The organism is Sulfidibacter corallicola, from assembly GCF_017498545.1.
Lineage (GTDB): Bacteria > Acidobacteriota > Holophagae > Acanthopleuribacterales > Acanthopleuribacteraceae > Sulfidibacter > Sulfidibacter corallicola.
In genome coordinates, this window is record NZ_CP071793.1 from 8,526,423 (window position 1) to 8,550,489 (window position 24,067).

The following is a 24,067-nucleotide window of genomic DNA, read 5'->3' on the forward strand; positions in this document are numbered from 1 at the left end:
AAATGCTCCTCGAAATAGTTGGTTACCGATCCGGAGTGGGGGAGAACCGGCCGGTACGATAATGGGACCCGACAAACGCTGGGGGTCGGATTGCAGGCAAGACACGGGACGAGAACCGAAGGCCAGACCAGGACCCTTTCACGTGAGCTGGGAGTTGGCTTCCGGTGGTCGCGATGGCGGCCTATGAGCGTGAAGGGAAAATACCGATGATGGCGATGCAGAACCTCAGTGGCAAATAGGGTTGCATGTTGTAGTGGGATTGGGTGGCCCCTGCTGTGGCCAGGGCGGATTGGTTCATATCCACGATTTGGGTTGAATCGTCTTTTTCCTTGTAAACCGGAACGCCGGGTCCAGCCGGTGTTTGAAAGATGGAGACATAGCTTCCGGTGGGCGCATCCGTATCCGAGAGATCCTGCTCGGCCCTGGCGGTATGGGTATGCTGGGGCAATTGGCTTGGTTGGAGCGTAATCTCTGACGCGCCATAGGCGTAACCTTGGCGCGAATAGGGCAGCGCCGGCCCCGTTCCGTTTCCCATGACCGCGCTGGCGTTGAGCGGTGGAAGCCTGAAATCGGTTCGGCCATCACCACCGTACAGGGTCCCGATAATCGCGTATAAAGTCGAGAATTGACCGATCTGAAGATATTGCCCGTCACAGCTCATCCAGCCTGCCGGGGCGTAGGTATAGGGGAAGGTGCGGATTTCTCCGATGAATGGTTCTGACATCCTGTTCCTCCTGACTCAGGCAAGGTTCCGTTACAGATATTGCGATGCAGTGGGCAAAGGCCAACCGGGTACCATCGCCCTTGACGTTCATGGATCCAGGACTAATCCCGGGGCGGATAATAGCCGAGAAGCGCGATGCAGTAATTCACGGTTTGATAGGGTTGCATGTTGTTGTGAGGGGAGCCGCCGCCAGTGGATGTCGTGCTGCCCGATGCCATGTTGACCAGGTTGGCGGCGATCGAATAAGCGGAATTGCCGGCAATCGCCAACATTCTCGTGTTGGTGATCGCAAATTGGTCGGCCTGTGCGTCTATCGCGCTGAACGCATGGGTGTGCGCCGGCATGGTGGCATGGGTCAGGGTCACCTCTTCTAGGCCGCCGTAAGCACCGACGTCGTACCCGAGTCCGGTGTGAATTGGGGTTCTGCCGCGCAGATCAGGCAGGGCGAAGTTCGTGCGCCCGTCGCCGCCGAATTGGGTGCCGATAAGTGAAAACAGTGCCGTATTGTCGTTGATGGGCAACAAGTCACCGTTGCAAAATGCCCAACCCCTCGGCGCGAAATTGAAGCCGAATGGCCTGATTTCACCCAAGTATGGTTCCCCCATGTCCAACCTCCAAATCTCTGTGATGTCGACCTTTCTGTCGTGTTGGGTGTTGCTCGCCCGAAGGCTGCCGAATCTGTGCATGACCGGATGTTCCAAACCCGGACTGTCGAAATGCTGGCTTCCCGTGGAAAGGGCCGTGCACCCTCCAGCGAATATCCCGGAGACCGACGTGAACGACGATGGTAGTTGTGGTGAAATAGGGTGCCTGCAGCAGGTGTCGGCTTCGAAACGTGGTGTGGTGGGACACACCACTCCCGATGCACGCGTCACCCAACTCCACAAACCCACCGAATCCCGAAACCATCGGGATGATCGGGGGAACATACCTATGACGTTTTCAGGGTCAGCGAAAATTGCTGAAGAAATGGAAATAATGCCAAGTTATCTGTCTTTAGAAAAACATGGCAAGATGCAAGATGGTGTTTGGTTGTTAAATTTGAGAAAAGTGGAAAGATGATAACACGGAAGCAGAGTCAGTGTGACTGAGTATTTATTAGTTTTCGCCTTGATGGCCCAACTGGCCGTGGCGTGCAGAATTTTCATCGCGGTGGTGCCGGACTTTTCTCGGGAATGAGGTATGTTCTCTCTGAGGCTGTCATTGCCATTCAAGCGGTCCTCACGCGCCCGAGGACTCCAGTGCCGCATTGACTTCACGCAACGGCGCTACGAATTGGTTGCGCTGCGCTTCGTTCATCCAAGTGGATTGCGCGAGGGACATGCGCTGTACCTGCTCAGCAATCAGGTGGGCGAGACCGGTCATCAAATGGGACCAAACCTATCTCGACCTGTCGAAGGCGGTCGTGGCTGTCGACAGAGAAGCGACCACCGTATCCTGGCTGGATCAGTCCGATCTTCCCCCTGTCGCGACCTGACCCGCCTGCGGGAGCCTTTTCCATGTACGTGCCCGGTCGGATTCGAGGCGGTTGTCACTCGTTTCCGGCCAATGCCGTCTCGAGCCGTTTCTGCGCATCCCGGGTCAGGAAATGGCTGTCTCCCAGGTAATCGGCGAGCGCTCGATGTGCGTTGCGAAGCAGTGGTTCGGCTTCTTTCTTTTTTCCGAGTCGAAACAGGGTTTCGCCCATGATGCTTTCCGCCACGCGATGGAACTCGTGTTTGGCGGGAAGTGTTTCGTTTTGGATGGCGATCGCTTCCCGAACGTGCGACAGCGCCTTCTCCGCATTACCGGTTTCCAAGGTCAATTCGGCCAGGTCCAAGAGGGGAGGCGCCAGTGTGTGGTGATTCGCCCCGAACCGATCTCGTCTCATGGTCAGTGCCTCGCGCAATTGGTGTTCCGCTTCGGCGTGGTTTCCGCGAAGGCGCAACAGGCGCGCCTGCTGAATTCGGGTTTCGGACCCGTCGCGAATGTTCCCGGTTCGTTCGACGATGTTCAGGGCTCGCTCCAGCAGCGGTTTGGCGGAAGCTCGGTCGCCTTGCAGCAAAGAGGTGCAAGCCAGGCCGGTTCGGAGCGCGATAAATTCTTCGTGGTCTTTTGGGAAGATGGATTCGGCGAGGGTGATCGCCTTGTGGAAGTGTGAAGCCGATCGATCCAGCTCGCCGCGTCTTCGATACAAGTTGCCGATTTTGATGTGGTTTCGGATCACGCGAATGTGTTTCTCGCCGAGGGCCTTGCGGAAGATCTCGCCGGCCTCGTGAAACAGGTCCTCCGTCTCCCCATACTCGCCGCGCGTGTAGAGGATGGCGCCCAGGCCTTCCATGCTGGCGGCCACGTAGGGGTGATGCGTGCCGACGACCTTCCGAAACATGAGATAGGCTTCGCGGTACAACGCCTCGGCGGCCTCGAAATCGCCCTTGACGTGATGGAGCACGGCCAGGTTGAACGTACTGACGGCCACCTTGGGATGTTCGTCCCCATAGAGTTCGCGACGCAATTCGAGGGCTTTGCGGTACATCGGCTCGGCCTCTGCATATTTGCCCTGGGTTTTCAGGAGCAGGGCCAGGTTGTTGTAGGTCGAAGAAACCAGGGGATGCTTTTCTCCCAAAACCTCCTTGCGAATGGCGAGGCCTTTTCTTTGGAGGGCCTCGGCCCCGGCGTGATCGCCCTTGATCTGAAGGACCATCGCCAGGTTGTTGCTGAGGGTGGTGTAGGTCATGTGTTTTTCTCCCAAGGTTTCGGCGGCGATGGCCAGGGCGCGTCGATAGAAATTCTCGGCGCCTGTATAGTCGCCCTTGGTTTTGAAGAGAAGGCCGAGGTGATTGAGGACGTTGACGATTTCGGGATGTTTTTCACCCAATCGCGATATCTGGATTGCCATGGCCTGGCGATACAGGTCTTCGGCGGCCGGGTAGGTTCCGTTGGAATGCAGCAGCGAACCCAAGTGCACCAGGGTCGCCGCCACTTGGGGGTGATCCTCACCCAAAAGGTCCCGGGCCAGGTCCAAAGCTTGTCGCAAAGGTGGTTCCGCGCTCGCATAGTCGCCCATTGCCTCGAAAAGCAGGCCCTTTTGGGCGAGGCAGGCGATGTAGTTGGGGTGACGATCCCCGAAGAGCTGGTAAGTCAGGCGCTCGGATTGCTCGTAGGCGCTTCCGGCCGCTTCGAATTGGCCCTTGAACTGGTATTGATTGCCCAGGGAGGCCAGGGTTCGTGCCACCTCGGAATGTTCCGGACCCAAGTGCTCTTTTTGGAGGTCCAACAGGATGCGGAGCTCGTCGATGGCGCTTTCGTAATTGCCCAAAGCCGATTCCAGTTCCGCACGATCCCTGCGAAGCCGTAGCCGCTCGACGATCGTCAGTGCAGAAAGCCCGTCGACCGCCTGGGCGTAGTGCGCCTTGGCGCGAACGTAGTTACCCGCCAGGAACCATTGCTTGCCGTAGGCGTGGGCCAGGCGGGCATTTCGGCCGGGGTCGAGATCGGTACCCGGCCGCTCGGTTTCGCCGAGTGCGTCCAGCCGCTCCCTGGCCTCCTCGTAGGCGCCGCGGGCCTGAAGGGTGCGGACCAGTTCGAGGTCCGTCAGGTAGGTGTCGGAGGCATCTCGATTCGACTTCGCCACGGCCCGCTCCAACAAATCCTGAGAGACCTCGTGACGGCCCAGCACGCGGTACAGCTTGCCCATGGTGGTCATCAGGCGGACCTGTACATCCGGTTGATGCTCCAGGGTTTCGTCGATCTGGCGGCGGCCGTTTTCCATGATCTCGAAGGTGTTGATTTCGCCTTCCCGGGACAGGTCGGGATCCACTTGCTCGAACAGCGACACAATAAAATCGGTGACGTGTTCCGCCGTCCGTTTCTCGCGGTTGGCCAGATCGCGTTCTTTGGTAAGCAGGGTTCGCTGACGCTGGGCATACAGCGAAAACAGGAGCAGAAACATCGAGAGAAGGGTGCCCAAACCGACCGGCCACGGGTTCCGCCGGATGAACTTGCGGAACCGGTACATGCGGGTCGCCGTGCGGGCCATGACGGGCAGACCGAGCAGGTAGGCCCGAATATCCGCGGCGAGGGCTTCCACGCTGGCATACCGTTGATCCGGTTCCCGGGCGAGGGCCTTCAGCACGATGTTGTCCAGATCACCCCGCAATTGGCTGGAGAAATCTCGGACCAGGACTGAGGTTTCGATTTCGGTCGTGCTTGGTCTTTGGACGACCGTTTCGTCCATGGTGCGCATGATTTCGACCAGGTTGTGGGTCTCGAAATGAATGGGGCGCCGGCCCGTCAGCATTTCGTAGAGCAGGACACCCAGGCTGTAGACGTCGGAGGCTGCGCCGATCCGCAATCCCTTGATCTGCTCTGGTGAGGCGTACTCGGGTGTCATCATCCGGTCCACGTTGGCCGTGACCGTAAATTGTTCGCCCGTTTCCGGATTCAGGGTGGTGGCGATGCCGAAGTCCAGCAATTTGGGATCGCCGTCGGGCATGACCATGATGTTGCGGGGCTTCAAATCCCGGTGTATCACCATGTGTTGGTGGGCATGGCTCAACGCGTCACATATTTTCAGGAACAGGTGCAGGCGGGCTTTCAGGTCGGGATTGACGCGTTTCAGGTAGTCCGAGAGCGTTTGGCCCTCCACGTATTCGATGGCCAGCCAGGGTTGGCCACTGGGCATCACGCCGGCATCGATGAGATGGGCGATATTGGGGTGGTGGAGACCCGAGAGGATCTTGCACTCTTTCTGAAACAGCGCGGCCGCGTTGGGGTTCCAGGTGAACAGCGCCTTGAGGGCGACTTTCAGATCCAAGTCGTCGACCCGCTTGGCGAGGTAGACGTTGCCCATGCCGCCCCTGGCCAACTTTCTTTCGATTTGAAAGGGGCCACAGCGGGTTCCGGGTCCCAGTTCCGCGTGGTAACGCACGAGGTCGCCCGGGGCGGAGGAAGGCTGGTCGCCATCCGTTTCACGCGAATCCGGTTCGTTTCTCGATATGGATTCTCCGGAGGAGGGCTCGCCGCGTTCGTTTTGGGCGAGCTCCAGCAATTTCGCCAGACGGGCCCCCAAGGCCGGATCCTCGTCGGCGGTGGTCTCGATCATCCACCGCACCAAGGCCTCGGAACGACCTCTTCGCAAAAGTTCGGCGAGTTCCTTGGCCTGTCGCTGGTCTCGCGGCGGTTGAGGTGGTGGGTCGTCGTGGCAAGGGTGGATCATCGTGCCTCACGTCCGCAGGGGAGCGGTCCTCGGTGCTCTGTTTTTGGTTCTATTACCTGAATATAGAGAACGGAAGGGTTCTCCCCCAAGTATTTTCTATCGAGGCGAAGGACCACGAAGGAGGGACGGCGCGCTGAAACCACCTCGGGAATTCTTCTCTAAAAACCGCAAACGCGGAATAGCGGCGGTGCGGCGGCGGTGTCAGAATGAGGTCATCGCGAGAACGAGGTTACCGGCACCATGGTCCACAAACCGTCTACCCTGGATGATTACCACCAACGCATCAACCGCGTGCGGCTGTACATTCAGGATCATTTAGATCAACCCCTTCAATTGGAGACGTTGGCACGATTGGCGTGCCTGTCGCCGTACCACTTTCACCGCATGTTCGCCGCGTTCTGCGGCGAATCCCTGAACGCCCATATTCGGCGTTTGCGGTTGGAGCGTGCGGCCCTGCAACTGCGTCATACCCAACTCTCCATTACCGACATCGCCTATGCGGCGGGTTACGGCACACCGGCCGCCTTCACCAAGGCCTTTCGCCGCTTTTTCGGATTGGCACCTGCGAGTTATCGCCTGACCAACCGAATTCCGGCCGGGCCGGAGCCCCCCGCATGGTGCGAACACGAAAGGAAACTGACCATGGATCACAAAATCGTAGAGCGCGAACCCCAACGCGTCGCCTTCGTACGCAAAACCGGACCCTACGGCGAAGTCGCTTCCCTGGCTTGGGGCGTTCTGATGAAGTTCGCCTACGGCCAGCAAGTTATCGGCGAGTCCTCCGAGATGTTCGGTATCAGCCACGACAGCCCCAAAATCACCGAGGCCGACAAACTTCGCTACGATGCCTGCCTGACCGTGTCCGACACGGTGGAGGCCAATGGCGAAGTGGGTATTCAAACTTTGCCCGGCGGCCGTTACGCGGTATTCGTGCACAAGGGTGCCTACGAGCAATTCAGCCAGACCTACGACCTCATTTTCGGTCGGTGGTTGCCGGAAAGTGGGGAGACCCTTCGCGACGCCCCCTGCCTGGAGCGCTATCTCAACCGTGATCCCCGGCGCACCAAGGTGGAAAACCTGAGAACGGAAATCTTCGTGCCGATCGATTGAGCCTGGCTCCGATTTCGAAATCAGGTGTCCGAGTCCGCGTCGGGCTCGGGCGCCTGCTTTCGATCCTGTCGTTCAGGCTGGGCCTTTCCGAGAATCCTGGATAAAAAAGCCTTGCCGGCAGCAGCCCGGAATCGTCTCCAAAATTCGCGCTTCTGTTGGTGAGCCTGTGCCCATACGCGGGGAACCGCTTCTGGTACCTCGCGCATGGGCGCAATTCCGTTCCATGCCTGCCTGGGTTTGGTATGGTGAAGCCGTCGGAATGGCTGGCTAGCCGAACCGTCGAGGGTGCCACCGCTCGCAGCCGGTGATGGTTCGAGAGCCAACAATGGAGCGATGATTCGGGTATGACGAACCAAATCACGACGATCACCACCCCTTTCTCTTTTGGGGTTTCCGTGAATTGTTACCTCGTGGAATCGGGTGACCGGTTCGTGTTGATCGATACGGGCATGCCCAAAAGGCGAAAACAGATCGAAGCGGCGCTGGAAGAAGCGGGCTGCCGGCCTGGCGCTTTGACACTCATCGTGCTGACCCATGGAGACATCGACCATTGCGGCAATGCACGATATTTCCGGGAACGGTACGGCAGCCGCATCGCGATGCACCGCGAAGATGTCGGCATGGTGGAAGCGGGCCAGTTCTTTTCGAGCAGGAAAAAACGCAACGCGCTGCTGACGTGGATGATGAACTCCTTTTTCGCGCTGTCGCCCCGAGATCGCTTCACCCCCGACCTCCTCCTCGACGACGGAGACGATCTCTCGGAATATGGGTTGGCTGCACGGATCGTCGGGCTCCCGGGCCATTCGCGGGGCTCAATCGGAGTCCTCACGGCCGCGGGAGAATTGTTTTGCGGCGACCTTTTGGCCAATACCGATCGGCCGGAGCTCTGGTCGATCATGGACGACGCTGTCGCTGCACGGGCCAGCGTGATCAAACTCGAGAGCCTCGCAATCGAGCAGGTCTTTCCTGGCCACGGGAGCCCCTTCCCGTGGGCCTCCTTTCGCGAGGACTGATGCCACGGCGGCATCGACGGTCTGGTGGGCGCTCTGTTGGGGACAGGCAGATGGGAGTTCCTGAAATGATGGGAGTTATCGGGCGTCTGTAATTTCGCGGGAGAAACTGGCCGGGCTTGGCAGGTTCAAGGCGTACGAGCGATCCGATTCGGTCGGTTCAGGAGCCGCGCCCGTTCCGTTCCCGTTCAAGCGGGGGCAGGTAGATGGCGGTTCAAGCGGGGACAGGCAGATGGGAGGGCCTGGAATGATGGGAGTTATTGGGCTTCTGTAATTTCGCGGGAGAAACTGGCCGGGTTTGGCAAGTTCATGGCGTCCGAGCGATCCGATTTGGTGGGTTCTGGTGCCGTGCCCGTTCCGTTCAAGCGGGGACAGGCAGATGGGGGAGAATGCGGTTCAAGCGGGGACAGGCAGATGGGAGTACCTGAAATGATAGGAGTTATCTCGCTCGAGTAGGTTCTGCCTGGGAACTGGCCGGGCCACGAGGACCCGGCCAGTGGGGCCTCACGCCCTAGGGTTGCGGTAGAGCAACGGGATTCATGAGGTAGCGTTGCAGTTTGACGATCCACCAGTAATCGTCGGTGGGATCGGCTTCCGTGGGACCGCTGGGCGGCGTGCCCTGTGTGCTGGTGCCCACTCCGGCACCGAACAGCACGGCGATGACACCGGCATCGGCGGTTTCCTGCATGTGATCGCGCCAGGTGACGCGGTTACCCTCGCGGCTGACCTTTGCGTCGCCGCCTTGGTTGCGGCTGAAGAAGTCCAAACGGGCCCCTTCGGTGCTGAAGGTGTCCCCGAGGAAGAAGGTGCCCGCCGAGTCCTCCCAGCGCTGGTGCTGGTTGCTCAACGGCGTGTAGCGACCGTTCTCGGCGTAGGGATTGTCGGCTTCGCTGGTGTTGATGTGACCCACCGGAATCTGCCACAGGATGACCGGCAATTGGGCGGTCTCCCTCATCGCTCGACAGAAGATCAGGTAGTTCATCCAATGGTCGGCATTCCAAAACCAGATCGAAGCTTCCGGGTTTTGTGCGGCGCCGTTGTTCTGACCGACGGCATCGAGCCCGTATTTGTCGATCGAGACGAAATCGGCCTGATAACTGGCGACGCCCGAGTTCAGGTAGTATTGGGTGATGGCCGCGGCCTCGTTGTAGATGTTGGCGCGGCCCGCCTCGAAGCCTTCGGTATCGGTCTTGTGGATGAGCCCGCTGCCGGGAATGGGCGTGCCCGTGTGCCCGCCGGGCGGAGAGGCCCACAGGTTGAATTGCCAACCCATGATGGTGTCGGGCGTGTGCTTGCGAATCAAGTAGTTGACGGACTCGACGAAACCGCGAATCGAGGCCGGGAAATCGGGATCTTCTCCGCGAACGAGTATCGGCTCGCCGTCACGGTCGTCGGTGGTGTATGCCGCGTCGGTGCGCGTGGCGACGCCAGGCCCGGCGTCGGGGAAGGCGAGAGGATCGGGGTTTTCCCGGTTTTGGGCCATGTAGCCGATGAAATCGGGCTCCAGCAACATGCCGATCGGCCAACCGTCCGCTTCTTCGGCGATGATGTCGAGCGCCAATTTGAGGTCGCGGTAGTAGCCGGCCATGTATTCGGGATCTTGCAGGTGGGCTTTGTCGGTCTCGTAGCTTTCGCCGCCGTCGGGCACGTTGTAGTAGATGAAAAACGGGATGATGCCCAGTTTCTGGCTTTCGCGGATATACCGCCTCGCACGATCTCCTGGCACGTTTGTCCAAGTAACCCAGCCGTTTACGGGGCCGCCGTTGAGGTAGATGTAGCGGATGTCCACGCGGCGGTTGCGGTCGCCCTCGTCGAAGTTTCGGAAGAAGGAGAGATGGGAATTGCTGTCCTCGCTCACCGAACCGACAGCCAAGTACCCTGGCAGGCCAGGCATGGACCCGTCGGTCTCCCGCACGGCAATCCCGATGTGGCGCACGCCGCCGCTGGCTTCTTCGATGCGAATCCCGGCGAATCCGGCAGCGCGCGGTGTGAGAACGAGGCGGTGGTCGGCCTCGATGCGCACGCCCAGCACGTCGGCGTTACTGGTCACCGCCGTGAACGCCTCGGGCGTCTCGCCATTGGTGAGGCTCAAGCTAAAGCCGGTTTCTCCCTGGCCGTCGATGCGCGTGAAGGTGGCGTCGTCATCCACGCCCTCGAGACCGATGAAGGCCGTTGGCGTGCCGCCACCACCTCCGCCGCCGATTTCGTAGCGAACGTCGCAGGTGCTGTCGTTGAGGGTGCAGTCGGTGACGGATTGGCTGAAGGTGCCCGTGGCGCCGAAGCCCAAGGTGACCGAGGCGCCTGGCGCGATTTGGCCGTTCCAGTCCAGATGGGTCACGACGTAGACCGGGCCTGGATCGACCCGCAAAGTTCCGTTCCAAAGTTGGGTGATTTGGGGTTCGAAGCCGAAGCCCAGTTCCCAGCCTTCGATGGCTTCGGGCCCCGGATTGGTGATTCGGACGTCCGCGTTGAAACCGTTGTCCCAGCTTGATGTGCGGACGAAGGTGACGATCACCTGGTCTTGCCCGCCGTCAGCGCCATCGGAACCGTCGCCGCCATCGCCGCCATCGGAACCGTCGCTCCCATCGGAACCGTCAGAGCCGTCGGAACCGTCGCTACCATCGCTGCCGTCGGAGCCATCAGAACCGTCGCCACCATCGGAGCCGTCGCTCCCATCGGAACCATCGGAACCATCGCCGCCGTCCGAACCGTCACCGCAACCGCCGGGACAGTTCCCCTGGAGTTGGAAATCTCGAGGCGCCGAAAGCGGATCTTCCGCCCGTTTCTTTCCGATGAAGCCGATGCTGACCGTTTGGCCGGGCTGCAGGTCCGGTGACCAACTCGGTCCGGTTACTATCCAGGTCTGCCCCTGGCTTCCCGCGATTTGGCCGTTCCAGATACTTTCGATTGCGTGGTCCAGCGCGAAGCTGAGCTCCCACTGCTGCAGGGGTTGCTCACCCCGGTACGTGATTTGGATTTCTCCTTGGAAGCCCGTGGACCAGGGGCTTCCGACCGTCGTGTATTCAATGTCCGCGGGCACGGCGGCCAGGGAAGGAAGAACGGCAACGATGAGTGACAAAAGAAGCCCGGTCCCGCATCGTGGGCGGGCAGTAAAGCGTCGGTTCGGGTCCCGACGAATCTTCGAGAAGCACATTTCTCTCACCTTTTTTGGGGCGCCACGGTAGTCGGACGCCATTCAGTCATGAGTGTTGATTTCGAGCGAGCGAGTTCGGCCGGGAACGCCGCGCCATTTCGCTCGTGGACGCCGCTCGCGGTTCCTTGTGTCAGGCACTCTCCTCAGACCGGTCGGGACCTGGGTCGAACCGGTTTGCCGGACCGCGAAACCTCGTCCATCCCGACCGTGGGGCTCGACCGCGACGTCGAAGTCCAGGGCGGGGAGGTGGGATTCAGAAGGCAGGAACGCGATACCCGTCAAGCGATGTCGATCATGACGACCTCCAGAATATGTTTTTTAGCGTGCGTAAAAAGTGATCTGGGCGACACGAGCCCTTGGTTTGGTTCGGCTTGTCCTTCTCCATGCGAGCGATGTGGGATACATTGGGGTGTATAGAACAAGCCAGGCAGGAGTGAAGTGGCCGGGAGTGAAAAGATTCACGGGGGCAGTATATCGAGTTTTGTTTATTAATTCAGTGACTAAACTAACTTAGTTTCCTTTTTGCCTTCCACGAGGCATGTTCTCCCTACCTGACCCATCTGGCTGCTCTGCCACTTGTTGTCATCCATCTCTCCTGCACAAGGGTCGCGGTGGCAAAAAAATCGAGGTGGTGCCGCACGGGAGGGCACCGTGCAACGACGCCCTGCTGGTCGGCGAGCGACGGTGCCGGACAGGTGGGAGAGCAACGGGTCCTGACCCCTTGCAGGAAGCCAAAGAGGGAGAACCGACTTCCCAGCGACACCACCTCGTAAATGCACTACCGGATCATTTCCTGAGAAATCGAGGTGGTACCTCGAATCCTCATGAGAGACCCGTCCCGGGAGGGGAACTATGTTTAATGAAATGTCAGCCGATTCCCGCAAGCGTGAGACCCATCACCACCGCGGGGAACCGGGCTCCTCCGTCGGGCAAAACGGCCCTACGCTACTCGTGGTGGCGGTTGTCCCGACGCGGTTCCGGCGAGAGCCGACGGGAATCGTCCCGGCGCGAAACGCGGCCTCGCGGGCTTCGAAACCTGTAATGCCGAGCCGGATTCCTGTGAAGAAAAGGGTGTTTTCCACGTCCTTTTTCTCAATAATCGAGCATGGACATCAACACAGCGGAAAGGTCGTCAATCGGTGAGTGGAACTCTGAAACGCGAGCGGAAAGCCTTCGATCTCTTAATGGAAATCCTTGCTTTGGAGCAAGACCGGCGGGTTGCCGTTCTTTCCGAGAAATGCGGCGACGATCGGGAACTGTTCGAATTGGTTCGGGCTCGCCTGGCCGTCGAGGAGGAACTGGACTTCTCCATGTTGCTCGGCGATCAACCACCCGAGCGCCTGGGGAACTATCGCATCCTGGGGGTTCTCGGAGAGGGAGGCATGGGCCTCATCTACGAAGCCGTGCGGGAAGACGAAACCGCGTTGCCGGTCGCCATCAAGATTCTCCGTCGCCATTTGGAGTCTTCGGTCCACGCCCGCCGGTTCGTGATGGAGCGGCGCATACTGGGACAGCTCAAGCATCCCCACATTTGCCAAATCTACGACAGTAACCTCACGCCGGCGGGGCAACCCTATTTCGTGATGGAGCGAATTCGGGGCGAGCATCTGGATGTTCACTGCGTTCGATTCGGACTCGATCTGAACCAGCGATTGGATCTGTTTTTAAAAATCTGCGACGCGGTTGCCTTTGCGCACAAAAAGCTCGTGATTCATCGTGATTTGAAGCCGGCGAACATCCTCGTCGATCAACACGGGATGCCGAAGCTGCTGGATTTTGGCATCGCCAGCCTGATCGATCCCGAAACGGGTTACCAACAAGCCGTGACCGAGGCCGCGGGGCGGGTGCTCACCCCACTTTATGCCAGCCCCGAGCAATTGCGTTCCCAACCGCTTTCCACCGCCTCGGACATCTTCACCCTGGGGATCCTGCTTTGCGAAATGATCACGGGTTGCAGGCCCTTTCACCGTTCGGAAGGCTCACCCCTCGAACTGCTCGAACGCATGAATGGTGGGCCGGCCCCGCTCGCCAGCTCCCTTCTGCGGTCGACCCTGCCGGCACAGGTGCCACCTTGGGGGTGGTTCGAACGGGATCGATCCGATGCCTACGATCCGGGTCCCGTCACCTGGGTGACGAAACTGCGTGGCGACCTGGACTGCATCGTGGGAAAGGCCCTGGCTTTCGACCCCGAGGACCGCTACCAGAGTGTGGCGGACCTGGCGGGAGACATCGTCCGCTACCAAAACGACGTGCCGATTCTGGCGCGTCCATCATCGTGGCGTTACCGTACTCGGTGCTTCGTGCGCCGCAACCGTCTGTCGGTGACCGCCGCGCTGTTTACGACGATGATGGCGGTGCTCTTCTCCGCGGCTCTCTACCGCCAGTGGCGGATGATCGACGAGGAACGCCGCATCAACGCCCAAACCTCCCAATTCATCCAAGACATCTTCGTCGGCGCGGATCCGTTCGCGATGGAATCGACCGACCTTTCGGTGGAGTTCCTGTTGGAAAACGCCTCCAACAACCTCGAGGAAGCTTTTGGCGATCGGCCCGAGATGCAGGCCCGGTTGGCTTCGGTCCTGGGCTTGATCAATCGGCAGATGGGGTTTCTGGAAACGGCCGAGCCCTTGCTGGCGCGAGCCTACAGATTGGAACGCGAACGTCACGGCGTCCGACATCCCGTGCCGATCAAGGCCGGTATGGAGTTGGGTCTGCTGTATTTGGAGCAGGGAAGGGTGGAAGAGGCGATACCGCTCCTGACCGCGGCTGAATCCTTTTTCGAAGAAGCGCCAACGAACGCGGCGGGCAGAGATTACGCCAAGGCGCTCATCAATCGCGGCAGGGCCGACCTCGAGCTGGGTCGCTGGAAGGCCGTGGAGGCCCGTATCCGGAAGGCCCGATCGATTTTGGATACCATCGAGCCCGTGGATGTGGAGGACATCTCCGAGGTCAACAACCTGTGGGGCATCCTGCTCTTTCAGACGAACCGGCTTGCCGAGGCCGAGGAGGTCTTTCGACAGAATGTGTTGCTGTGGAAGCGGCACCGAGGGGCGGAGCATCTCATGACCATTTCGGCGCAATCCAACCTGGCCAACGTCTATTCGAAGCTCGGCGCGTACGACAAGGCGTTGGATGTGACGGCCCAGTCGATTCGCATCGCGCGTACGCGGCTCGGATCCAAACATCCGACGTTGGCCGGTCTGCTCGTCAGCCTTGGCAACCTTCATTTCAAGGCCGATCATCATGAGGCGAGCCGGGTGGCCTTCGAGGAAGCGCTGGCGATTCGCCGGGAACGTCTTGGCGAAGATCATCCCAAAACCACCACGATCAAAAACAACCTGGCTGCCGTCCTGCAGCACGATGGTGACCTTTTCGGATCGCGCGAATACTATCGCGAAGTGCTTCAGGATTGGACCGCGAGCCGCGGGGAGCAACATCCCGACACCGAGCTCGCCCTCAGGAATTTGGCGTTTTCCGAACTCATGATCGGGAATCCGGAAACCTCGGCGCGGTTGGCGGCCCGAGCCGTCGCGGCCGGTGCCGCCTTTGGTGAAACCGATCCGGTGCCCGGCGCCAAGGCCTACCTATGGTTGGGGCGCGCACTCCTCGAGAGTCACGAGTACGACGAAGCGGCGCGGGCTCTGGACAGGTCTCGATCCTTGTTTCGGTCGTCCACCAACCACGGCACGAGCCGCGACAGGCCCCTGTTGGAATTGGCGCGCCTTCGTTACGCCATGGGAAACCTGACCGAGAGTGCCGATCGCGCACGCCTCGTTTTGCATCTCAACCGGAACCGAACGCGGGGATTACGCATGTCCCGGGCGAATGGACTGCTGGCTTCGATCGCGCTTTCTCGCGGCGACACGCTCGAGGCCGCCTGCTACCTGGGCATCGACACGACGGCGATTACCAGTTCGGCGTTGCCTTCTTTCGAAGATTACTATCACGATCTCTCGGTGGCGCGCTATCTGGCGGCGGTGGTGTCGGTGGATGCGGCGCGAGCCAGGCTCGTGGACAACCTGGAAAGAACCGCACGCCGCTATGGCGAGGAAACCCTTCCATGGTTCGAGGTTGCCAGTGTGCTCGCCCTTTACGAGAATCTGCGCGTGCCGTCGGATCTTCCGCTCGATCATTTGGCGGACCTGGTATCCTCGCACACGGAGCTTCCCGAACGGCACCGCATCGTGAGTCGAATCGAAGCGGTGAGGCTCCTGCGCCGTTACCTGACCCAACCTTCTACGCGCCATTGGCTCGCATTGAAGGCTTTCTGGCGTGGGGAGGATCGACAAGCTCCCCAATTCCGCGAAGTTCGGACCCTTTTCCAAAGGTACCTCGTTGCCGAACGCCTCAAGGATTTGGATGAATCCGCCTCCTGAACTCGTTTCCTGCATGGGACACAGGCCCCTCGAACCCTTCCCGTCCTCGGAGCCTCAGTCGATCTTTCGATCGCCCTCGATTCCATTCCTTTAGGAGATGGCACCATGAACGATTCGAATCCAGAACGGAAACCCATGGGTGATGAAGGCGACGTGACCTGTCTGTTGCGTCAATGGCAGGAGGAGGGTCGCGCCGTGTTCGATCGGTTGTGGCCGGCGGTCGCCGACGACCTGAAGCACATTTCCCTCAAATTGTTGTCCGAGTTCGTCGCGGGTGCGGGACCCGCGGCGACCATGTCGGCTACCGATCTGCTTCACGAGGCGTTCCCCAAGCTTTACCACTATCGCATCGGCCGGGAATTTCAAAACAGGGCCCAGTTTTTTGCGCTGGCCAAGTCGATCATGTTGCACATTCTCCTGAACTACCGGCGCAAGAAGTTTCGCGCGCAAGGCCATTTGGCGGCCGATGTGGAACTCGCCGATATCGCGGACGGAGAAGCCCTCAGCCTCGATTCGATCATGACCCTTCTGGAGGGATTGCGCAAACTGGCGACGATTGCGCCACGTCAGTCGCGCATCATTCACATGCGCTTTTACCAGGACATGTCGTTCAAGGGCATCATGGCCGAAATGGGTATGAGCCGATCTTCGGTGTACCTGGATCTCAAAGGGGGACTGCTCTTCCTGAAGCACTATCTCCAACAAAACGAGCACGCCGGCAACGCATCTCGCTCCCTGGAAGCCTAATTGCAAACCTGCGAGACGATCGAATGGGTGATATTTCCGAAAAAACTGATCGTTGTTGATTTCCGTGTTCGCGTCGTCCGTGTAAACTGTGGCCAAAATGTTCAAGGAGAAGTTCCATGGGCGTGATCGACCTTGCGACCGGGGAAACCCTGGCATTCATCGAAGCATCGGTGCCGAACGGATCGCGGCGGATTCTGGAAATCGGATGTGGCGCGGGCGAACTCGCTGCGGCGCTCGTCAATCGGGGTTACGATGTGGTAGCGCTCGACAGCCATCGAGACGCGGTGAAGGCGGCCCGGGCCAAAGGGGTTCGGGCGATCCAGGCATGTTGGCCTGATTGGGATGACGATCCCTTCGATGTCGTGTTATTTACCCGCTCACTGCACCATATCCACGATCTCCGACGATCCGTCGCCCGCGCTGCCGCGCTGTTGCGTGAGGACGGCGTGCTCATCGTGGAGGATTTCGCCTTTGCCGATGCGACGCCTTGGGCGGCAGCATGGTTCCAGCGCGAATTGCGCATGCTGGACGAGGCGGCACGGCTCGATCGGAAACGCGATACCTTCGGTGCGTCGTTGTTGGCGTCCGAGGACCCCATGGCCGCCTGGCACCAGGATCACGGGCACGACCTGCACACCGCATCGGCCATGGCCGCCGCCTTGGCCCAAACCTTCGAATCGGTCCGCGAGGCCAAGGCACCCTACCTCTACCGCTACCTCCTGCAAATGGTGGCCGACGACGCCCTAGGTTCGCGGCTCGTGTCCCTCTTCCTGGCCCAGGAGAAGGCGCTCGCCGAGCGCTTGGAGGACTTCGCGATCGGTCGGCGCTGGCTGGCCCGGAAACCTAAGAAGCAATCCACCTGAACGACGGCGCGGAGCCGGCTGGAAGGCACGGCCATCACGCACATTTCTTGGCGGGCGCATTTCGCCGAATCCTTCAATCGGAGAAGGCCAGCATCGCACCGATCGCGATCAGCGTCGCGCCGGCGATGCGGTTCAGCCACAGCGCCGATCTACCCTTTCGGAATCGACTGGCCGATGATGCCGCCAGGATGGCGAACAGGGTCGTAATCATCATGAAGAGCAACAGGAACCATGTGCCGAGCAGCACCAGTTGTGTGCGAATCGGGTAGTTCGGGTTCAGAAACGGCGGAAAGAAGGCCGCATAGAAGACCAGAGCCTTGGGATTGCACAGCGTCACGGCCAAGCCCTGGACGAACCGAGTCCCGTGCTTCGGCGGCTTGGCCGCGGTGGGCGAGACCGACGTTTCCGAACGGGATTGCAGCCAGATCTGGATGCCCAGAAAAGTGAGATAGATGGCGCCCACCCATTTGAGCACACCGAGGATCGGGTGCGCCTGCCCGAACAGCGAATCCAAGCCGGCCGCGCAGAGGCCGATATAGGTGGCGTGGGCGAGGGCTTCGCCGGCGATGGTGGGCCATGCGGCGCGGAGCCCGTCGGCCATGGCGTGGGAGACCACCAACCAGATGCTGGGGCCGGGTACGGCGATCAAAATCGCACTGGCCACTGTAAATCCCAGAATCGTCTGAAGTTCCATGTCTGCTCCTAGCGGTCCCGACGGGAGAGGGGACCGGCGGTTTGCAGTCATGTTAGGCGGTTGGGGGCGGTGGTTCTTGTACGCTATTGACCTTGCGATAGGCGCCGGGGCTGACGCCGAAGGTTTGTTTGAAGTGCCGGTGGAAATGGCTCTGATCGAAGAAGCCCAGGTCGTGCGCCACCTGGGCGATCGGTTGCCCGTTCGCCAAACGTCGCTTCCCCTCGAGAAGCCGCAGATGTCGTTGGTAGCCGTGTGGCGGTAGACCGTAGGCCTTCTTGAATGCTCGCACCAGGTAGTGCGGATGCAGGTCGACCGACTGGGCCAGCTGCCGGAGGGTCAGGTCCTCGTCGCGGTGGGCTTCCAAAAGTTCCCTCGCGTTTGCCACGGCGCGCGGTTCTCGTGCCGTGGCGGGGTGTGCTTCCGGGAGTGGCGCCGAGAGCGACGGAGCCAGGGTGGCCAAGGCCTCCAGGAACAAGGTGTCACAGGTCAATTGCGAGGCTTCGCGATCCATGGCGGTGAATACCGCGTGGAACGACTGCCAAGTCCTACGACCTTCGGCCACCGGTGCGGTGAATTCCGCAAGTCCATCACGGAACCCCAGCATTTGAAGGTACTTCCGCCAGGTCCTCACTTCTATGTAGATGTCGCGGTAGAACCAGCCGCGATCTTCCGATTGGCCCGTGTGGACCTCGTTTGGATTGATCAGGTTCAGCCCGCCCGGGCGTGCCTCGTGCTCGGTACCGCGGCACCAAAAGCGGCCCTGACCGCCGTCGTTGAGCCCGATGGTAAAACACTCGTGCATGTGCTTGGCGTACCGGTAGCGATGCAACCGAGCCCGAAAAAGCTCGATACCCTTCCGCCCCTTGGGTTTCCAAAGTGTCGCCAAGCTCTTCAAAAGTCCAATCCTCGTTGTTCTGTTTCCCTTGTACCACGAGATGGGCCGCGATGGAACCTGTGGCGTTTGGTCTCGGACTGCGGACACAAGGGCCCGAGATTCAGTTGACGGGTGCCCATCCAGAAACAGCGGTTTTAATGAAAAGTCACCTCTGGATCGGCAGGGTTGCCAACGCCAACTGCTATCAGCAGTCAGGTATCAGGTGTCAGCTAATCACCTGTGAACAATGATCTTGCTGATACCTGGCGCCTGATACCTGATCGCGTGCCCATCCAGCCGGACCGCTTGGGTTGTAGAAATGATTTCGCTTCTGGATGGGCACTATCTGTAACTGATCATCATGCCGAGACATGAAAACAGAAGGCCGATACTTCATCCATCCAGGTGAACCCACTCGGTGGTCCCGGTCGCCTCGATTCCGGTCGGGCAAATGGGATCGATTTCTGGAATCAATCTAGATTCCCCGGTAATCTGTTGGTAACAAAGCCTTCTTAAGCTCCATGGCAGGGATCGACGACGGCTCCCGCCGCGCGGCACCGCTCATCTTCACCGAACGAGGTCGTCCATGACCCGCAAAACCAACCTGTTCGAATCCTGGGCGAACCACTTGCTGCGCCATCGCCGCAAGTACGCGGCGCTGATCCTGATGCTGAACGTCTTCTTCGTAGTCGAGGCGGCGCGTCATCTGGTAGTGGACGCGAGCTTCGACAACATCATGAACAAAAACGCGCCGCCGGCCCTGGCGCTCGAACGTTTTCGGGAGGAGTTTGGTCGCGACGACATGTCGGTGGTCTTGGTCGAAGGCGATGTGTTTTCCGAGTCCTATTTGGAACGTCTGGCGGCGCTACACGGGGAACTGGCGGACCTCAATCCCGACCTCGCATCGCTTCGAGCGGAAGAGCCCACCACGGTTCAAGGGGGCTTCGAGGAGTTCGGAGAAGAAGGCTGGGGCGCGGAGTCGGGCGGCTCGATCGTCGACGACATTCGGTCGCTGATCAACGTGGAAAAAACCAGGCTGCAGGACGACACCCTGGAGATATACAAACCGCTGGATCCACTCCCGGATGGTGCGCGTTTGAAGCGCGCCAAAGCGGCGCTGTTACAGGATCCCAATGTGGTGGGCTATCTGGTGTCGCCCAACGCCGACATGTCGGTCCTGCTCATTCGCACCCGGCCCATCACGGAACAGGAATCCCACCAGGTCCAAGAGGAAATCGAAGCGATCCTGGCGCGCTACGAGGCTCTGGATTTTCGACTGCACACCGCTGGGTTGCCGGCCATCAACCTGGCGATGAGCCGGTTGGTGACCAAGGACACGCTGACCCTCGGCGGGCTCTCCTTCGTCCTGATCATCTTTACCATGGTGTTTCTGCACCGTCGCTTCTGGGGTGTCTGCGCCCCGCTCTTGCTGATGATCCAAACCATCATGTGGACCTACGGCCTCATGGCCCTTCTGGGAATCAAGGTTTCGTTCGTCGGCAACATTCTCCCGGGCTTTCTGACCTGTGTGGCCATCTGCGATTCCGTGCACTTCTACGCCATTTTCAAGGTCAAACGCCAGAAGTTGGCGCTTCACGAGGCCATCGTGGCGACCCTCGGTCTGACCGGGAAACCGATCGTGTTCACGTCGCTGACGACGATGGCCGGCCTGCTGAGTTTTACGGCGGCCAGCACCGAAATCGTGGGTGAATTGGGTGTGAGCGCAGCATTGGGCGTGTGCTCGGCCATGGTGCTTTCGCTTTCCTTCATCCCGCTCTTCTTTCTCTGGGACCGAAAGCCCTACCCGGTTCCCAAGGACGGCACCCAGTTGGGTCGCATGGGCCGCATGCTGGGTTGGATGTCGGGACTTTCCGACCGCCGTCCCATGTGGATCGGCACCCGTCTGCACTGGGGCTTCACGCTCATGGTGGCGCTGTTCGTGGTGTTCGGCTACGGCCTCTCCAAACTGCAGGTCTGGCACAATCCGATGGCCTGGATTCCCGCCGATCAGCCAATCCGCCAGGGGTTCGACAAGATCGAGACGAACCTGTCCGGTACCGGCGAAATCGAGCTGTTGGTGGAGGCCGGGGCCCAGGCGGACCTGCGCGACCTCGAACTGTTGCGTCGCCTCGACACGTTGGAAGCCCATCTCAAGAAATGGCCCCATCCCGAAAACGGTGCGCCCCTCGTGCGCAGCGCGGTCAGCCCCCTGAACATCTTGCGCGAGACCCACGCCACCTTCCACGGTGGTGGTCCCGAATCCTTCGCGCTGGCCGATACCCAGGCCGAACTCGACGACATGTTGCTGCTTTTCGAGAACGCTTCTCCCGAGAACCTGCGCTCGTTGGTGACCGATGATTTTCAGGTGGGCCACATGAGTTTGCGCCTGTCCTGGATGGAAGCAACCAGTTACATGCCGTTTCGGGCCTACCTGGAAGACGGTATCGAACAGATCGTGGGCGATCTCGCCGAGGTACGGCCAACCGGGAACATCTACAACCTGGTCCTGACCGTCAGCCAGTTGATCTTCGACCTGATCAAGAGCTTCAGTTTCTCGCTGCTATTCGTCGGCATGATGTTGCTTTTGTTCCTCAAGGATCTCCGGCTGGGCCTGATCGCCCTGGTTCCCAACCTGACCCCCGTGTTGTTGACCTTCGGGACCATGGGCTTCCTGGGGATTCCGCTGGATTTGAGCAACATTCTCATCGCCAGCATCACGATCGGATTGGCGGTGGACGATACCATCCACTTCATGCACCATTTCCGCATTCACTTTCGCGAGTTCGGCGATGTGGAGCGGGCGATCAGGTACACCCTGGAGCACTCGGGACCGGCGCTGGTATCGACCACGTTCATCATTGCCCTGGGCCACGTGGCGTACTTCGCGGGAACGATCGTGAACGTCAAGATCTACGGTGGGCTGATCATGGTGACCGTCATCTTCGCCCTGCTCTCCGATGTCCTGCTGGGTCCGATTCTGCTGCGTACCTTCTGTCGGAACCGACAGCCGGCCGATGCCCCTGTCACCCCCGTCGAAACCGAAGCGGCCTGAAGGAGTTCTCCATGCTTTCACTGGTTCTGTTCAGCCTGTTGGTGACCGAAACGCCGGTCGTGCCGGCGCCGGATACCCGCGATCCCCGACTGGTCATGGAAGCCTTCGCCAAGAGAGACCTGGGCGACCGGGCCCTGGGCACGATGAACATGATCATTACCGGCAAGAACGGCCGCAAACGCGAGCGCTCGCTGCGGTTTCGTCAGCTCGAGGCCAGCGATCACCGCAAGCAGATCATGCATATCGTCAGTCCGACTTCCATGCGCAACACCGGCTTCCTGTCGCTGGATTACGAAGACGGTAAAAAGGACGACGCGCAGTGGCTATACCTGGCCGGCATGCACAAAACCACGCGCATCGCCACGGCCGAACAGTCGGGTTCCTTCCTGGGATCGGACCTGAGCTACAGCGACCTGACCCGCATGGACACCAACCTGTACGAGTTCGAGTTGTTGTCGGACGAGGTGGTGGTGGACGGGGAGCCCTGTTGGCTGATCTTGGCGCGAGCCACCGACGCGCGGGAAGCGAAGAAGACGGGTTATTTGAAATCGCAGTTGTGGATCTCGAAAAAATCGCTGGTGGCGATGCAGATCAAAGCCTGGATCACCAAGGGCAAGAAGTTGAAGTACTCCAAGGCGCACCAGGTGGAATTGATCGACGGGGTGTGGGTGACGCGCCGGCTGGTGGTCCGCACCGTGCGCGGAAAGGAAGTGTTGTCCACGACCGAGTTCCGCATGGACGAGGTAGCCTTCGATCAAGAAGAGGTCCAGGAGGTCGATTTCACCAAGCAGGTGCTGGAACGCGGGATATGAAACGATGCTGCATCCTGGTGCCGGCGATGGCCGCGCTGCTTTGCCTGGTGCCGGCGCTCTGGGCGCAGGAAGACGACTGGGGTGACGACGACATCGGATTTGCCGAGGGGGTACCGGACCGGAAAGAAACGCGGGCGGCGCAGGATTGGACGGGTTTCTGGCACACGGAGCTGGGCCTGTGGTCGCGGCGTTGGGGCGACAATCCGCTGGCCAAGTTCCGCAACACGCTTAATCTGACCTATCGCCATCGTTTTCAACGGTTTCGGGTCAAGGCGGACCTACATGGCGAATACGATGCGGCCTACCGACATGACCGCGACGACTACGATCGAGAAACCCTCGACATCTACGAGTCCCAACTCCGTTTCGGCGAACTTTTCGTGGCCTACGAGACATCCGATTGGGAAGTGGTGTTGGGGCGCGAGGTGGTGACCTGGGGTGAAGGCGACCTGCTCAGTCCATTGGATGCGCCCTTCCCCAAGGATCAGCGTGAGCCGGGCCTGGCGTTGCCGGAGGATCTGCGTCTCCCGCAAGTGGGGCTGCGCGTCGGCTGGACCGGCACCAAAACCCGAATGGAAGCCCACGTGTTTCCCGTGGCGCAGTACGGCTACCGGCCCGGCATCACCAGTGATTTCAGTCCCTTCACCGGCGTGTTGCCCATGTTGGGGGATGTGGGCCCCGAGCTTTCCTTCCGTCACGAACCGACCACATCCGAGTGGGGCGAACCCCAGGTAGCCGGTCGGTTCGCCTTCGAGGGACCCCACCATGATTTCAGCCTCTATCTCGGACGGCTGGTGCGCCAGGAGGGGACTCTGGCCGGGGTGGTTCAAGATCCGGTGGCTCGATCCGTCGCCTTTGTGTTGGATCACGAACGCCATTGGCTTTTGGGTGCCGCGGGCAGCACAGCCAAGGGATCTTGGCTGTGGAAGTGGGAGCTTGCCCACGAATGGGACCGGCCCTATCAGAGCGACACCTACGTCGGGTTGCTGCCCGGGACGGAAACGGCGGCGGTGAGTTCCGCGCTGGTGAGCCTCACCCATTCCGGTTTTCGCGACACACACATTCAGGTCGAACTGCAAAAGTCGGTGTTCTCCGATGAAACGGGCGCCGATCCGCTCTTCCCCGAGGATCGGATGCAGACGGCGCTGCGTCTCAGACGCACGGCCCTGCGGGACGACCTGTCGATGGACTTGATCGGCTTGGCCGTTGGGGATCGCGCCCAATACGGCTGGCTGGCGCGCCTGGCCCTGGAGTACCGCATCAGTCAGGACTGGCAGATTTCGGCGGGGTACGCCGCCTACGGCGAGCCGGAGGGTTCGCGATTGGGATTGTTCCTGGGATTCGATCGCCACGACCGCATCACGCTCGGACTGCGACGCGATTTCGGGTTTTAGTTTTTCGTCTCGATCCGAATGTGGCTGCCGATTCTGGGAGGGCGTTGCTTCGAAGGTGCA

General features: G+C 60.1%; 15 protein-coding genes. 9 read left to right on the forward strand and 6 right to left on the reverse strand.

Annotation, left to right across the window (positions count from 1 at the left end; genetic code table 11):
• Positions 1-181 precede the first annotated feature (181 nt).
• Both J3U87_RS25910 and J3U87_RS25915 read right to left on the reverse strand, forming a co-directional pair.
• The gene (locus J3U87_RS25910; protein WP_237378692.1) at positions 182-724 is read right to left on the reverse strand and encodes a phage tail protein; all 543 of its coding nucleotides are present in this window, start codon (positions 722-724) and stop codon (positions 182-184) included.
• Positions 725-825: 101 nt separating this feature from the next.
• Positions 826-1,329: a phage tail protein gene (locus tag J3U87_RS25915; RefSeq protein ID WP_237378693.1), complete on the reverse strand. Its 504-nt coding sequence runs from the start codon at positions 1,327-1,329 to the stop codon at positions 826-828.
• A 169-nt stretch (positions 1,330-1,498) separates the two neighbouring features.
• Between J3U87_RS25915 and J3U87_RS25920 the strand changes: the two genes are divergently transcribed.
• The gene (locus J3U87_RS25920; RefSeq protein ID WP_237378694.1) at positions 1,499-1,786 is read left to right on the forward strand and encodes a hypothetical protein; all 288 of its coding nucleotides are present in this window, start codon (positions 1,499-1,501) and stop codon (positions 1,784-1,786) included.
• Between the two features lie 469 nt (positions 1,787-2,255).
• Here the strand turns inward: J3U87_RS25920 and J3U87_RS25925 are convergent, their stop codons facing one another.
• Positions 2,256-5,807: a serine/threonine-protein kinase gene (locus tag J3U87_RS25925; protein WP_237378695.1), complete on the reverse strand. Its 3,552-nt coding sequence runs from the start codon at positions 5,805-5,807 to the stop codon at positions 2,256-2,258.
• 354 nt (positions 5,808-6,161) lie between these two features.
• On the opposite strand from J3U87_RS25925, the gene J3U87_RS25930 reads away from it, so the two are divergent.
• Positions 6,162-7,031 carry an AraC family transcriptional regulator gene (locus J3U87_RS25930; RefSeq protein WP_237378696.1) on the forward strand — a complete coding sequence of 290 codons (870 nt, stop codon included), beginning with the start codon at positions 6,162-6,164 and terminating at the stop codon, positions 7,029-7,031.
• A gap of 344 nt (positions 7,032-7,375) precedes the next feature.
• On the forward strand, positions 7,376-8,044 hold the full coding sequence (locus J3U87_RS25935; protein WP_237378697.1) for an MBL fold metallo-hydrolase: 669 nt from the start codon (positions 7,376-7,378) through the stop codon (positions 8,042-8,044).
• A gap of 508 nt (positions 8,045-8,552) precedes the next feature.
• Here J3U87_RS25935 and J3U87_RS25940 read toward each other — a convergent pair.
• A complete protein-coding gene (locus J3U87_RS25940; protein ID WP_237378698.1) occupies positions 8,553-11,120 on the reverse strand; it encodes a cellulose binding domain-containing protein in 2,568 nt (855 codons plus the stop codon).
• 1,214 nt (positions 11,121-12,334) lie between these two features.
• On the opposite strand from J3U87_RS25940, the gene J3U87_RS25945 reads away from it, so the two are divergent.
• From J3U87_RS25945 to J3U87_RS25955, 3 genes are all read left to right on the forward strand, one after another.
• Entirely contained in the window at positions 12,335-15,571 is a 3,237-nt protein-coding gene (locus tag J3U87_RS25945; RefSeq protein WP_237378699.1) for a serine/threonine-protein kinase, read from the forward strand.
• Positions 15,572-15,676: 105 nt separating this feature from the next.
• The gene (locus J3U87_RS25950; RefSeq protein WP_237378700.1) at positions 15,677-16,318 is read left to right on the forward strand and encodes an ECF-type sigma factor; all 642 of its coding nucleotides are present in this window, start codon (positions 15,677-15,679) and stop codon (positions 16,316-16,318) included.
• A gap of 116 nt (positions 16,319-16,434) precedes the next feature.
• On the forward strand, positions 16,435-17,181 hold the full coding sequence (locus J3U87_RS25955) for a class I SAM-dependent methyltransferase (protein WP_237378701.1): 747 nt from the start codon (positions 16,435-16,437) through the stop codon (positions 17,179-17,181).
• A gap of 73 nt (positions 17,182-17,254) precedes the next feature.
• Here the strand turns inward: J3U87_RS25955 and J3U87_RS25960 are convergent, their stop codons facing one another.
• A complete protein-coding gene (locus J3U87_RS25960; RefSeq protein ID WP_237378702.1) occupies positions 17,255-17,875 on the reverse strand; it encodes a LysE family translocator in 621 nt (206 codons plus the stop codon).
• Positions 17,876-17,927: 52 nt separating this feature from the next.
• Positions 17,928-18,770, reverse strand: coding sequence for an AraC family transcriptional regulator (locus J3U87_RS25965; protein ID WP_237378703.1), 843 nt, complete (start codon positions 18,768-18,770; stop codon positions 17,928-17,930).
• Between the two features lie 565 nt (positions 18,771-19,335).
• On the opposite strand from J3U87_RS25965, the gene J3U87_RS25970 reads away from it, so the two are divergent.
• The 3 genes from J3U87_RS25970 to J3U87_RS25980 are packed head-to-tail and all read left to right on the forward strand — an operon-like array spanning position 19,336 to position 24,007.
• Complete coding sequence (locus J3U87_RS25970) at positions 19,336-21,801, forward strand: efflux RND transporter permease subunit (protein WP_237378704.1); 2,466 nt, start codon at positions 19,336-19,338, stop codon at positions 21,799-21,801.
• Positions 21,802-21,812: 11 nt separating this feature from the next.
• A complete protein-coding gene (locus J3U87_RS25975; RefSeq protein WP_237378705.1) occupies positions 21,813-22,613 on the forward strand; it encodes an outer membrane lipoprotein-sorting protein in 801 nt (266 codons plus the stop codon).
• On the forward strand, positions 22,610-24,007 hold the full coding sequence (locus J3U87_RS25980; protein ID WP_237378706.1) for a DUF1302 family protein: 1,398 nt from the start codon (positions 22,610-22,612) through the stop codon (positions 24,005-24,007). The genes J3U87_RS25975 and J3U87_RS25980 overlap by 4 nt, the downstream gene beginning before the upstream one ends.
• Positions 24,008-24,067: the final 60 nt, after the last annotated feature.

What these genes read in the sequence shown, in the direction of transcription:
- J3U87_RS25910 (WP_237378692.1), bottom strand. Translation starts at nt 724, where the DNA reads ATGTCAGAACCATTCATCGGAGAAATCCGCACCTTCCCCTATACCTAC.
- J3U87_RS25915 (WP_237378693.1), bottom strand. Translation starts at nt 1,329, where the DNA reads ATGGGGGAACCATACTTGGGTGAAATCAGGCCATTCGGCTTCAATTTC.
- J3U87_RS25925 (WP_237378695.1), bottom strand. Translation starts at nt 5,807, where the DNA reads ATGATCGAGACCACCGCCGACGAGGATCCGGCCTTGGGGGCCCGTCTG.
- J3U87_RS25930 (WP_237378696.1), top strand. Translation starts at nt 6,162, where the DNA reads ATGGTCCACAAACCGTCTACCCTGGATGATTACCACCAACGCATCAAC.
- J3U87_RS25935 (WP_237378697.1), top strand. Translation starts at nt 7,376, where the DNA reads ATGACGAACCAAATCACGACGATCACCACCCCTTTCTCTTTTGGGGTT.
- J3U87_RS25950 (WP_237378700.1), top strand. Translation starts at nt 15,677, where the DNA reads ATGAACGATTCGAATCCAGAACGGAAACCCATGGGTGATGAAGGCGAC.
- J3U87_RS25955 (WP_237378701.1), top strand. Translation starts at nt 16,435, where the DNA reads ATGGGCGTGATCGACCTTGCGACCGGGGAAACCCTGGCATTCATCGAA.
- J3U87_RS25960 (WP_237378702.1), bottom strand. Translation starts at nt 17,875, where the DNA reads ATGGAACTTCAGACGATTCTGGGATTTACAGTGGCCAGTGCGATTTTG.
- J3U87_RS25970 (WP_237378704.1), top strand. Translation starts at nt 19,336, where the DNA reads ATGACCCGCAAAACCAACCTGTTCGAATCCTGGGCGAACCACTTGCTG.
- J3U87_RS25975 (WP_237378705.1), top strand. Translation starts at nt 21,813, where the DNA reads ATGCTTTCACTGGTTCTGTTCAGCCTGTTGGTGACCGAAACGCCGGTC.
- J3U87_RS25980 (WP_237378706.1), top strand. Translation starts at nt 22,610, where the DNA reads ATGAAACGATGCTGCATCCTGGTGCCGGCGATGGCCGCGCTGCTTTGC.